Below are 12,810 nucleotides of genomic sequence, written 5' to 3'. Positions count from 1 at the left end.
AAGTGATCAGCTTCAAGAAATAAGAAGGAATTTACGAAAATTGCTTCTCAAATTTTTGTGAAATTTCGGCTTATTTTTCGAAGAAGCTACTTCTGGAAAACCGTGAATCAAAGGTTGTGAAAACGCTGTCCTGCATCAAGTAATAAGAACAGCCAAACAAAAATAGCTTCTCATATTTTTCGTTTGGTTGGGCTTATTACCGCAGATGCAAGCTTTTGAACACCGTTTAAGGAAGAGGTTGTGAAATCAGCGGTTTGACCTAAGTATTAGAGAAAAAAACGGGAAAATAGCTCCTCATATTTTGCCGTTTTTTGAGCTAATACCGAAGGTCAGCTGATTGAACACCGTTTAAGGAAGAGATTGTGAAAAAGTCGCTTAGTTTCGAGTATTAAGAAAAATTTTGTGAAAATGGCTTTCTACATTTTTGCATAAATTTGGCTTAATACCGAGAAACTGGCTTTTGAATACCGTTTATCCAGAGGTTGTAAAATCAGCGGTTTGACCTGAGTATTAGAGAAACAAACGAAAAAATAGCTGCTCATATTTTGCCGTTTTTTGAGCTAATACCGAAGGTCAGCTGATTGAACACCGTTTACCAAGAGGTTGTGAGCCTACCATTTAACTCCGAATCACAAGAAATAATTTCAAAAATAACTTCTCCTGTTTTTGGTTTGGTTGGCTTATTATCGAGAAGTAGCTACTGGGAGTCTATTTATCAAAAAAAGGAGTGCGACATAGGTCACACCCCTTTTTTATTTTCTTTGAAACATCTTTCGGTACTCGACAGCATACAAGACAAAAGATTGTAAAAGACCGTAAGTGATGACGGCAAAAATGACTCTCACCCACAGCGTTGGTAATTCTGGGAAAAGCAGCAAAAGGATCATGCCAACATAGATGACAGCAGTCGCTACTTTGCCATACCACTTCGCTCCACTTAATTTGATATTTTTAGATAGCCCGATTAATCCAGCTACAAACATAAAGCCTTCTTTTATCAAGAATAGACCAAACAACAGCCAAAGCCACGGTCGATACCATGCCATAGACAAAATCAGAAAAAGTTGTGTCAATTTATCTGCAAACGGATCAAGCACCTTCCCTAAGTCTGTTACCTGATTATATCTCCGAGCAATGACCCCGTCTAGATAATCAGACAAACCTGAGACAACAATGACCGCTCCTGCTATATAAAATGACTGTCTCAGCACAAAATAAAGATAAATCGGCAGCAAAAAAATACGGAATATCGATAAAAGATTCGGAATCGTTTGTATTTCTTTACGCCAGTCTGTGCTTAATTTCATTTTATCGCCCCACCTCCTCAGCAATCTTTTCTTTTTATTTTAGCTTACACGGGGAATAAAACCAATGATTTCACTGTTTTTATTTTTCTTTACAGCCACTGATATTATGAGCTAATTTGAGATAATCACTTGCTGTTTTCATCGTTTACTCTTCTTTCTTCCTGTCGTTTGCGCATTTCTTTTACTAGTACTTTATGAGCTTTTTTTGATCCTCGCTCTAGGTCACGCTGCCGTTTACGTGTTTTATAATCGATAAACAGACTGTCTAAATCGTAACCTGTCGGGTACAGATCTTCTGCTGAACACACCAGACGAACACGCTGACGAGGCACGTGGATTATTTTTTTGTCTAAATATACATCAATCGTATCTTCACCTATATCTTCATAAACTAACGCTTCTTTTTGGTATTCATTGACAAATATCCGATCACCTTTTGCAAAGAGCTGGCGTTCTTTTTTATTCTCCTTCCTATTTGTAACTGCTGTCTTAGGAAGAAATTCTTTTTTCTTTGTCCGATAGGCTTTTTCCGCCAAGTAACGCTCTGCTTGATGGATCAATTTCATCGACATATCCATTTTATGAGCAATCCACAAAGCTTGGCTTTCTCCTGTTTCTCCAACCCGCAACTGATATTTAGGACGAAGTGCTTCACGATCGAAAGCCATAGCAGCCGGCACAAAATCTTCATGATCTCCGGCGAATTTCTTGATTTCTCCATAATGGGTCGTGGCAATGATCAATGCCCCCTGCTCATACATAGATTCCATGATTGCGATCGCTAGTGCAGCCCCTTCATTTGGCTCTGTTCCACTGCCAATCTCATCTAAAAGTACCAACGTATTCCTTTTTATCTTTTTCAAAATAGCAGCGATGTTTTGCATATGACCAGAAAATGTACTCAACGCATTTTCTAAATTTTGGTGGTCACCGACATCGACGAAAATCTCATCAAAGACAGCAAGCTCTGTCCCTTCTTTTGCCGGAACTTGCATACCGAACATCGCCATCAAAGTCAATAAACCGACCGTCTTCAACACGACTGTTTTGCCTCCGGCATTTGCTCCGGTGATAATCAAGCCTCGATAGTCTTTACCGATTTCAACATCCAATGGTACCGCATGCTCAGGTAAAAATGGATGTCTGCCTTGCTTGATAATGATATGTTCTGATTTATTGATTCTAGGTGTGATTCCATTGATTTCTCGGCTAAATTTTGCCCGAGCAAAGATGATATCTAACACCGTGATCGTTTCGATCAATAAATCGATCACTTCTTCGTTTTCTGCGATAGCACCAGTCAATGCCGCCAGGACTTGATATTCTTCACTGATTTCTTCAGCTTTTAACAACTGATAGCGTTCATTCAATTTAGAAATCACAGTTGGTTCAATAAAAACCGTCGTTCTTTTATTTGATTCATCGATAATCGTTCCATCTATTTTATTTTTATAGCTGGCTTTGATAGGAATCGTATAGTATTCGCCTTTTTGAACAATCATTGCTTCTTGGATCATTTCTTTGTTTTTCGGATGACGCAAGAATTTCAGCAATTTTGACTGGATTTCTTTTTCGATTAGTTGCAATTGTTTGCGTACTTTACGCAAATTATGTGACGCGTCGTCACTGACTTTATTATTTTTTATTTTCTGGTCAATCAACTCTTCTACATTTATCAAATCAGGAAGATGCTTGCTATAAGCAAATAACAAAGGTGCCTGGTATTGATTCTTATCAAAAAACTTTGTGATCATCCGACTGCTTCTTAGAAAATTCGCATATTCGATCAAATCAGCGGGGGACAGAATCAACCCTTTTTTGACTTGTTCTGTCAGTGCATCGATCCTCGGCAACCCCATAAATGGAACATGCTGACTGCTTTCTAAGATCAAGCGTGCTTCTCTTGTTTCTTCTTGACGATCCAAGACAGTTTGTAGGTTTGTCGAGACCGTCATATCGCTGATTCGTTTTTTGCTATAGTTTCCAATCGCTCTTGCTTGAATTTCCTTTTTGATCCGATCAAATTGTAATTGACTAATCATTTCGTTGTTCATACTCTCTCCTTTTCTTGAAGAGATACCTGTCCCAAAATAAATAAGGGCCTAGAGATAAATAAAAGGATAGAACACAGCTTAAAAAAGTCATGTCCTATCCTTATTAGAATACAAAGATATTGTTTTCCTGACAGGTACCGTTTCATAAGCACACCAAATAAACTTTGTTTATTGGCTATTCGACTTACTGATTAGATACCAGCTACACTCACAAAACATACCCCATTCTTCTAGGTCTTATTTATTTTCCACTTAACTATAGCAAGACACATTTTGGTTGTCAAACTTTAGTATGTTTTATAGATTTACACCATTAATGAATAGACACCTACCGCGATAATTGCTCCGATCATTGGCCCTGCAATTGGTACCCATGAATATGCCCAATCTGAAGTACCTTTATTAGCTATTGGCAATACCGCATGAGCTAATCGAGGACCAAAGTCCCGAGCAGGGTTGATTGCATATCCTGTTGGCCCTCCTAATGAAAGACCGATGGCTAAGATCAATCCGCCTACAGCGAATACGTTCGTTCCAGGTGCAAATTCGTTTTGTCCAAAAGCTAGCAACCCAAGAACTAATACAAATGTACCAATTAATTCTGTGATCACATTTGCTGGATAATTCCGTATAGCAGGGCCTGTTGCAAACGTTCCTAAAATCGCGCTTTCATCTTTCGTTGCATTCCAATGTGGCAAATAAGAAAGCCAAACAAGAATAGCCCCTGCAAAAGCTCCTAAAACTTGTGCAATGATGAAAGGAACGACGAGATTCCAACTAATTGCCCCTGTCATCGCCATAGCTAGAGAGACTGCAGGATTCAAATGAGCTGGGCCCATGAATCCAGAAATATAGACAGCCATTGTTACAGCGAGTCCCCAACCAAATGCGATGACAATCCAGCCAGAAGCCTGTGCTTTACTTTTGTTTAAATTCACAGCCGCACACACACCATCTCCAAGCAAAACTAGGATCAGTGTCCCAATAAACTCCCCCATGATTTGAGTCATATCACTGTTCATTTATTTCTCCCCCTTTAGTTCCCGCAGATCTGATTCTGCAATCAATGCTTCTAAACGTTTAGTCTGTTGCGCCTTCTCCTCTTCTGTCCACCCAAAATACCCAGCAATTGCATCGATCACAGGTTGCTTGATCTCATCAAGCTGATCTCGTTCAAACAACAGATGATTTGTACGACGAATGAGATAATCGCCTGGGGCCAAAACCATTTCTTCTTCTAATCCATAACGTAACCGAGCTGACTCAGCGAGACTCAAACCAGGATAAGGTGCCATTTCTTTTGCTAATTCAAAGATACGTCGAGCATTAGTCCCGTAAAAATCAGCGATATAAGTAGCGTCTTCTTCCTCTAAGCCGGCTGCTACTCCTTCTTTTGCCAATTCTGTTACTGTTTCTTCTAATTTCGTTGGATCGAAATTTCCACCTGAAATCTGATATTTTTTAGAATCGATTTCTTTCGTCTCTATTCCGTATTCTTCTTTTAATAATTGGCGTATCAATCGCAAAGCTCCTTCTGCCATCTTACGGTAATCGGTGATTTTCCCGCCTGATAAAGTCAGCAAGCCATCTGGTTCTCTTTCTAAAGAACTACCTCTGGAAATCGTAGAAGGTGCTTTTTCATCACGGCTGTTTTCCAAATGGTTCAACACGTCTTCTACTTCAGCACGAGAAACTTTGTTTTCCTTATATTCACTTACTGTATCGACAACTTTATTGAAGCTCTTGTCTGAAATCGATCCATTATCTCCACCATTGTAATCAGAACCAGAATTACCAATCAACAGTGGACGAAGTCCTGCCCAGCTTGCTTCGATATCTTTCAATGTGATATTTGCTTCTGGATAGCGATGATTGATCACATCCAATAGATAATCTACATCTTCTTGTGTGACTTTCGGATCCGTAAAATCTCCTTGGTAATCCGTATCTGTCGTACCAAAGTAAGTCTTGTTTTCTCTTGGAATAGCAAAAACCATTCGCCCATCTTGCTTTCCTGTATCGAAGTATGTGGGTTGCGGTACAGGCAGTTTTTTCGCATCTACAACTAAATGGATCCCTTTAGTTGGACGCATTTTAGGAGAGACTGGACGCGTAAAATTCAAGTTTCGTACTTTATCTACCCAAGGACCACTCGTATTGATCACTAATTTTGCTTTGATTTCGATCACTTCATCTGTCAGCAAGTCACGAGCTTTGACGCCAACGATTTGATCGCCATCATATAAAAAGCCAACCGCTTTCATTTTACTTACTAGATAAGCCCCATCTTCGGCAGCCTTTTTGATATTATCAATCACTAAACGGGCATCATTGTTGCGGAAATCTAGATAGACACCCGCGCCTTTTAGCCCTTCTTTTTTCAAAAACGGTTCTCTTTCCAATACTTCTTCTGGTGTCAGCGTATAATTCTCATATTTGGTTCCTGTCACATTTGCCAGTTTGTCATAAAGGTCCATTGCTACTTTGACCGAGAACATATTGAAGGTTGTTGCTCCTTCGCCCTCATAGATTGGCAAAAGCATTGGATCTGGTTTTGGGATGTGTGGGGCAATACTTTGTACGACTGCACGTTCACCAACTGTGTCAGCTACTACTTCCACATCAAATGTCTTCAGATAACGAATACCGCCATGAACAAGTTTGGTCGAGCGAGAGGAAGTCCCTTCTGCAAAATCCTGCATTTCGATCAATCCTGTTTTGATTCCTGATGCTGCTGACTGGACTGCCACACCGGCACCAGTGATTCCGCCACCGATGATCAACAGATCCAATTCTTCTTGCTGCATTTTTTGAATGCTATCTTGTCTTGTCTTGTTTGAAAACATATGGATTTCCTCCTTATTCAAATGCTTGGGTAGCTTTTACTGCTTTTTTCCAACCGTTGTAAAGTTTTTCTCGGCGCTCTTCCTCCATTTGAACTTCAAATAGCTTTCCAGCTTCATAAAATTCGCGGATCTCGTCTGTATCTTTCCAATAACCGACAGCTAATCCTGCTAAAAATGCTGCCCCTAGCGCCGTTGTTTCCAAGTTTTCTGCTCGTTGGATCGGTACATTCAAGATATCTGTTTGGAATTGCATCAGATATTCATTGTTTGCTGCACCGCCATCTACTTTCAATACAGGAATCTTGATTCCAGTGTCATCTTGCATCGTATCGATGATATCTCTCACTTGATAAGCAATCGACTGTAAAGTAGCTTTAATGATATCTTCTTTTGTCGTACCACGTGTCAAGCCAAACATAGCCCCTCGTGCTGCCTGATCCCAATAAGGAGCACCTAGCCCAACGAATGCAGGAACAACATAAACCTCATCTTCGCTTGTAGAGCGTTTCGCTGCGTCTTCTGAATCGCTAGCTTTTTGCAACATTTGAAGTCCATCTCTCAGCCATTGAATCGAAGAACCAGCCACAAAAATACTTCCTTCTAAAGCATAGTAAACCTTTCCATTTATGCCGTAACCAATTGTCGTCAATAAATTATTTTTGGATAATTGCGGTTTTTCACCGGTATTCATGACAATAAATGAACCTGTACCATAAGTATTCTTGACCATACCTGGCTCAAATGCCATTTGTCCGAATAATGCGGCTTGCTGGTCTCCTGCCATCCCTGAAATTGGTGCTTCGCTTCCATAAAAATGATAACCTTGCGTATAACCATAAACTTCTGAGTTAGAAGTGACTTTTGGTAACATCACTCGAGGAATATCTAGTAAATCTAAAATCTCCTGATCCCAATCTAGCTGATGGATATTGAACAACATCGTCCGACTGGCATTCGAGTAATCAGTAACATGTGCTTGTCCATCGGTCAGTTTCCATACTAACCACGAATCAATCGTTCCAAACATCAATTCGCCTTTTTCAGCTCGTTCTTGCGCACCTTCTACATGATCAAGAATCCAGCGAATCTTCGTTGCTGAGAAATAGGAATCGATCACTAGCCCTGTTTTTTCGTGGAAAAATTCTTGATAGCCTTCATTTTTTAAGTTATCTGCAATTCCAGCTGATTGTCTGGATTGCCAAACAACTGCATGATAGATTGGACGTCCTGTATCTTTTTCCCAGATTACTGTTGTTTCACGCTGGTTCGTTATGCCAATCCCAGCAATTTGGTTTGGTTTGATCCCTGATTCGATGAACGCTCCGGCAATAACTGACTGTACAGAATTCCAGATTTCATTTGCATCATGTTCAACCCAGCTTTCTTGCGGGAAATATTGCGTGAACTCTTTTTGAGAACTGCCGATATGTCTTCCTTTCTTGTCAAAGATAATTGCTCGTGAGCTAGTTGTACCTTGGTCAATCGCCATGATATACGTTGGTTCTGTCATTGTGATTCCCTCCATTATATGCAAACGCTTTCTTTAACTACTCTTATCATACTACTGTTTTAAAAAAAGAAACTGTCAAAATTTTATTCTTTTTTTCTTTTTTTGACAGTTTTTTATTATGAAGCTATTTTTTAATCAATTCTTTTCTTTTTTCAGCGTCTCTATTCTTCTTTTCAATCGAATAATGTCGTAAGGTGACGCAAATTCTGACAAATAATATTCACACTGTTTTTTGTTTCTCTGGCAAAATGTGATCACCAAATCATATTCTTTACCTTCTTCATAACTTCCAATCTCAATACCGCCGATTCCCCTCAGTTCTCTGATCAGATATTGTTGAAAAGCAATACGATAAATCGGCAGACTTTCTAAATCGATTCCAATCACTACTGGTTTTGCAATATAAAAATCGATCATCAAAAGAACATTGGCATACTGGATCATCAGGTAACTAAGCTCACTGTCTTCAGCTCTTTTCCTAGGCAATTGCTGCACCGCTGTTTCCTGTAATTTCGCCAGTAACTGTGTTAAGGAATGCCCGAGCATTTTCTGCTGCTGTTCCAAAAGCCGATCACGCTCATAGACTTCGATCTTTCCAACAAAGAAAAACCATTCATTGTTGATCTGGGAAATTTGGTAGCCTACTGCCTTTTCTTCTTTGATTTTCAAACGACGAGGACGATAATGCCATAACATCGTTTCCCGAATGTAAGTATCTAAAACAGCGGTTGGTAACTTTTTGCTCCGTGTCAAATCATACTGATAAAATATTTCTTCGTCTACTATCGAAAAAGAAACAAAAAAGCTGTAAAACATCATTGTTTCGTATACATTCAGTTCTGCTGCTGTTCGACTAAGATGCATCACGATGATTGGATCGATTGCTTGATAAAGCCGATCCGACTGATAGAGTAATTTCTTTTCTTTCAAAGTTGCGTACGTACTTTTTTCATTCAATAGTCTTTTTTTCGTAATCCCGAGCCAGCAAGCAATCTGTGCTTCTGCTGATGCCGTAAACGTTGTTTCTAATACACGGTCCAATCCTAGAATGAACGGTCTTTTTTCTGGTGTATTTTGCAAAAAAAGCGGTCGCTGATCTTCCGGGATATATTGGAATAGTTCATAATAAAAATATCGTATCTGTAGCTCTTCTCCGTATAATTGACCGTTTTTGATTTGTAATCCAAATTCCTCTAAGAGCTGGTTCAATTCTTTGATCTTTCGAAAAACAGAAGACTCACTGATATTAAACGCTGTCGCTAATCGAACGATGGATACTTGCTGATGTTCTAATAAATAGACGAGCATCTTAAACTTCAAGCTTTCCTGCAATAAAAACAATAGAATTTTTTCCAAACTTACATCTTCGTCCAACACCAGCAGCGCCTGATACTCATTTCGCTGTACTTCTACTTTTTTTTCCATCATTCGGCCAATCAATTCAATATCTTCCAAATATTGATCAAACGAGGCTTTTGACAGTTGGACATGCTCTCTCAAACCATTGATAGAGGCTGTTCCTCCTTGCAGAACAAGGTTTCGCAAAATCAGGATCTGTAACTGCTCTTTTCTTTCTAATAATGCTTCAATCTTCATAGGCAGTATTCGCCACCTTTGACCACACCATATCTGGCACACGGTATTCTGGCTGGAAAAATAGCTCATGTTCTTCTAACTGTTCAAACGTCCATCCTTCTTCTACTGCAATTGTCAGTTGGTCAAGAAGGTGGAACATCTCTTTTTTGCTTTGGAGCTGTGCTCCAAGAATCTTTTTTTCAGAATCAAATAGAAATTTGAGTTTAACTTTGCTTTGATTTATTGCTGTAAGCTTGTAGTCTACGTATCCTGTTTCAATTTTTTGGGGATAAAAAATGCTCTCTTCTTCTGTCAAACCTACGCTTCCTAAGAAATAGCCAAACCACTGATTGCCGACTGGACGATAGGTTCCCTGATCCTTTGTCTGTGAGCCACTAATTGTCTTGCTGACATTTCGTGCTGTACGGACAGCGTTATTTACTAGAGAAACATACATTTTTTCATTTGTTGGACGAAAAGTTACTTGGATCGCATCGCCAATCGCATAAACGTCTTTTTGAGACGTTTGCAAGTAGTCATCTACCCAGATCGTTCCATCATCATTCAATGTTAATTGTTCTTCCCACATCTGATTGTCGGGGCGAGAATGATTAGCCAGCAAAACAAGATCATAGTTCTCCTTTCTTTTTTCCGTCTCTACAATAGCGGTTTCATTTTCGGTCAAAGACACAACTTGTTCTTCTAAAAAAAGTGAAAGCCCTTGATTTTTCATTTCCTTTACTAACGGTTCTGTCATTTCAGGATCTAGATAACGAAAAAGAATTGACTTTCGGCTTTCGTAAAGATGGATTTGTTTTTTTCTTGATGCCAAACCTTCAGCTATTTCGATTCCTGCTTGTCCTGCACCAATAATTGCAATTTTCTTTGCATTCATGATCTTTTGCTGAAGAGCCGTTACGTTTTGTATCTTTTTAACTGGGTGAATAAGCGTTGATTCTGCAGAAATATTTCGAAACTTTTGATTTGAACCAGTCGCTAGAATCAAACGATCAAAATCCAATTTTTTTCCTCCTGCTAAAACGACTTTTTTTTCTTTCAATCCTATTACTGTCTTTTCTGTGTAAACATGGATTCGATAGCGGTCAGTCAGTTCTTCTTTCGTGATCCAAGAAAGTTGTTTTTCACTGGTAACCTTTCCTTTTAATATCAAATTGAACCCGCTGGGAATCCATCCTAACTTCGATTGCTTTTCAATCAAATATATTTCACTTGTTGGCATCAATTGGCGAAGATAAATAGCCGCATGAATCCCTGCAAACGACCCGCCGACAATTACAATGTTCATCTGCATTCCTCTTTCTTATAAGGTGTTCTACTGCTAACTTCTCAATCAGAAAACACAGTATTCATAACTCGCTTTCAACCTTATGATACATAGCGATGCAGCAGAATCAACCCTCTCCATCATACCGTGTTCTAGGTCTGCTTCTTAATAATATACTAGTGGACCTAATTGAAGAGTATCATTTCTGAAGAGATGTTTCAAAAAATGTACTCTTATAAAAGAAAAAAACTCGCCTTTTACGTACCTCTGTCCAAATAGGAAACAGAAAAGAACGAAAAGACGAGTTTTAGTGTGTGTAATGTAATAGTTAGAATAGACACATCATTTTTATGCTAACAATTTTTAATTCTTTAATGCTTCAACAACTGCTTCGCCTAATTGATGAGCAGATTGAGGATTTTGCCCTGTAAGAAGCCGCCCATCAATGTGAACCACTTCTGAAAAAGCTCCACCAGACTGATAGTTTGCTCCTTTTTCTTTCAAAGCATCTTCTGCTAAGAATGGTACTTCATTCGTTGTACCATTTGCTTCCTCTTCTTCATTACTGAACCCAGTCACCGTACGTCCAGCTAAAATAGATTTTCCAGACTCATCTGTAACTGGCAACAATCCTACAACACCGTGACAAACAGCTGAGACCAGCACTTCATTTCGATAGATTTGTGAAGCGACTTTCCCAAGATCTATTGCTTCTGGAAAATCCCACATTGTTCCGTGGCCACCAGCATAATAAACCGCTGCATAATCATTTGCATCCACATCATCAGGACGTAAGGTATTTCCCAAGGCCCGATTTCTGAAATCTTCATCTTTATAATAGGCCCAATCGATTTCATCCATATTCAAAACACTTTGCGGTTCTAAAGGTACATATCCGCCTTTAGGACTGACAAAATCTGCATCGATCCCATTTTTTACTAATACATCATAAAAATGAGTCAGTTCACTTAACCACAAACCTGTAGGACGCTCGATCTTTTCGTACTTTTCTACATTTGTTAATACGATCAATACTTTCATTTTCCCATCCTCTTTCTATAAAAATTGCGTTATTGATAACGTGCTTTCAAGAAATTATATAATGGACTTGGCAAATAAAGCTCTTTATATGCTTCTTCGAAGGGTTTCGTTACAAATTCATCCTCACGGTTTTCCAATAATTTCTCTGCCCAGTCAGGATCGACGATCATTTGCTGTCCAATTGCTGCAAGTTCTGCATATTTCAATACCTGCTCTACATCTTCGCGATTGCGGATCCCACCGACACCAACTAAAGGGATCTTTCCTTGAATCGTGTTATGGACCACTTCAAGAATCGATTTATCGTTGTATTTATCAGAACGAGCTATTCGATCATACATATTTAATGAAACATGCAGATAATCTAGTTTTGACTCACGTAATCGTTCAAGAAGCCAGATCGTGTCTTCAAAACGGATACCTGGTGTTTCATATTCTTCTGGTGAGAAACGATACCCTACGATGAATGGTTTTTTAGCATATTGTTCAACCGCTGAGAAAACCGTTGTTAATAATTCTTCAATAAAACGATAACGACTTTCCAAGCTACCGCCCCATTGATCCTCTCGTCTATTCGAATGCGGAGAGAAAAATTGTTGAATCAAATACGTATTTGCTCCATGCAACTCGATTCCATCAAATCCTGATTCAATCGCTCTGCGTGTGGCTTCGCCAAATGCTTGGATTGTTTCTTTGATTTCATTTTCACTTAATGCTCGCGGTGTTTCTGCATCAGGTCGTTCCGCTGCAACTGCACTTGCAGATACAGGCTGTTCTCCTGATAGAGTAGCTCGACTAGTCATTCGTCCACCGTGGAAAATCTGAACAATCGCTTTTGCACCTTCTCCTTGGATTGCTTTAGCTAGTTCACTTAACCGAGGAATCATTTCATCGTGAGCGATGCTCAGTTCACCTGGCCAGCCTTTTCCGATATCTTGGACATTTGCAGCACCAGTAATAACAGCACCAAGTCCTTTAGAACGTTGTTTATAATAAGTGATCTCATCTTCGGTGATCACTCCATTGAAGAAGCTGAGTTGTGTCGTCATAGGCGACAGCATCAATCGGTTCTTCAATTGAACTCCTGAAGGTAAAGTAATTGATTGATCAAATTGTGACATTGTCATTCCTCCCATAATTCGCTCTGATTAACCTATCGAGAATCATCTATCATTAAACTACTCTGTTAGTT

9 protein-coding genes are annotated in these 12,810 nt (G+C 39.3%); all 9 read right to left on the bottom strand.

Annotated features, from left to right (window positions below; all coding sequences use genetic code 11):
- Positions 1-752: 752 nt before the first annotated feature.
- The 9 genes from OZ002_RS01605 to OZ002_RS01565 all read right to left on the bottom strand — a co-directional run bounded on the left by OZ002_RS01605 (position 753) and on the right by OZ002_RS01565 (position 12,739).
- Entirely contained in the window at positions 753-1,307 is a 555-nt protein-coding gene (locus tag OZ002_RS01605; RefSeq protein WP_002294657.1) for a CDP-alcohol phosphatidyltransferase family protein, read from the bottom strand.
- A gap of 125 nt (positions 1,308-1,432) precedes the next feature.
- A complete protein-coding gene (locus tag OZ002_RS01600; protein WP_325082757.1) occupies positions 1,433-3,361 on the bottom strand; it encodes an endonuclease MutS2 in 1,929 nt (642 codons plus the stop codon).
- Positions 3,362-3,666: 305 nt separating this feature from the next.
- Complete coding sequence (locus OZ002_RS01595; protein WP_002292560.1) at positions 3,667-4,383, bottom strand: MIP/aquaporin family protein; 717 nt, start codon at positions 4,381-4,383, stop codon at positions 3,667-3,669.
- Positions 4,384-6,207 (bottom strand): type 1 glycerol-3-phosphate oxidase, encoded by a 1,824-nt coding sequence (gene glpO, locus OZ002_RS01590; protein ID WP_002307900.1) that lies wholly within the window; start codon positions 6,205-6,207, stop codon positions 4,384-4,386.
- Between the two features lie 13 nt (positions 6,208-6,220).
- Positions 6,221-7,717, bottom strand: a complete 1,497-nt coding sequence (gene glpK, locus OZ002_RS01585; protein WP_156249281.1) for a glycerol kinase GlpK — start codon at positions 7,715-7,717, stop codon at positions 6,221-6,223.
- Between the two features lie 135 nt (positions 7,718-7,852).
- A complete protein-coding gene (locus tag OZ002_RS01580; protein ID WP_002296783.1) occupies positions 7,853-9,313 on the bottom strand; it encodes a helix-turn-helix domain-containing protein in 1,461 nt (486 codons plus the stop codon).
- The gene (locus OZ002_RS01575; RefSeq protein ID WP_002294670.1) at positions 9,303-10,598 is read right to left on the bottom strand and encodes an NAD(P)/FAD-dependent oxidoreductase; all 1,296 of its coding nucleotides are present in this window, start codon (positions 10,596-10,598) and stop codon (positions 9,303-9,305) included. The genes OZ002_RS01580 and OZ002_RS01575 overlap by 11 nt, the downstream gene beginning before the upstream one ends.
- A 342-nt stretch (positions 10,599-10,940) precedes the next feature.
- Positions 10,941-11,618, bottom strand: a complete 678-nt coding sequence (locus tag OZ002_RS01570; RefSeq protein ID WP_325082755.1) for a type 1 glutamine amidotransferase domain-containing protein — start codon at positions 11,616-11,618, stop codon at positions 10,941-10,943.
- Positions 11,619-11,647: 29 nt separating this feature from the next.
- Positions 11,648-12,739, bottom strand: coding sequence for an NADH-dependent flavin oxidoreductase (locus OZ002_RS01565; RefSeq protein ID WP_002328304.1), 1,092 nt, complete (start codon positions 12,737-12,739; stop codon positions 11,648-11,650).
- Positions 12,740-12,810: the final 71 nt, after the last annotated feature.

The sequence above is a fragment of the Enterococcus sp. E4-150 genome (genome assembly GCF_035726465.1).
Lineage (GTDB): Bacteria > Bacillota > Bacilli > Lactobacillales > Enterococcaceae > Enterococcus_B > Enterococcus_B faecium.
Note: the sequence above shows the minus strand (reverse complement) of the source record. Positions and strands in the feature narration are given on the sequence as shown.

Excerpts from the sequence above, each read along its gene's own strand:
- OZ002_RS01605 (WP_002294657.1), bottom strand. The coding sequence starts at position 1,307 with ATGAAATTAAGCACAGACTGGCGTAAAGAAATACAAACGATTCCGAAT.
- OZ002_RS01600 (WP_325082757.1), bottom strand. The coding sequence starts at position 3,361 with ATGAACAACGAAATGATTAGTCAATTACAATTTGATCGGATCAAAAAG.
- OZ002_RS01595 (WP_002292560.1), bottom strand. The coding sequence starts at position 4,383 with ATGAACAGTGATATGACTCAAATCATGGGGGAGTTTATTGGGACACTG.
- glpO (WP_002307900.1), bottom strand. The coding sequence starts at position 6,207 with ATGTTTTCAAACAAGACAAGACAAGATAGCATTCAAAAAATGCAGCAA.
- glpK (WP_156249281.1), bottom strand. The coding sequence starts at position 7,717 with ATGACAGAACCAACGTATATCATGGCGATTGACCAAGGTACAACTAGC.
- OZ002_RS01580 (WP_002296783.1), bottom strand. The coding sequence starts at position 9,313 with ATGAAGATTGAAGCATTATTAGAAAGAAAAGAGCAGTTACAGATCCTG.
- OZ002_RS01575 (WP_002294670.1), bottom strand. The coding sequence starts at position 10,598 with ATGAACATTGTAATTGTCGGCGGGTCGTTTGCAGGGATTCATGCGGCT.
- OZ002_RS01570 (WP_325082755.1), bottom strand. The coding sequence starts at position 11,618 with ATGAAAGTATTGATCGTATTAACAAATGTAGAAAAGTACGAAAAGATC.
- OZ002_RS01565 (WP_002328304.1), bottom strand. The coding sequence starts at position 12,739 with ATGTCACAATTTGATCAATCAATTACTTTACCTTCAGGAGTTCAATTG.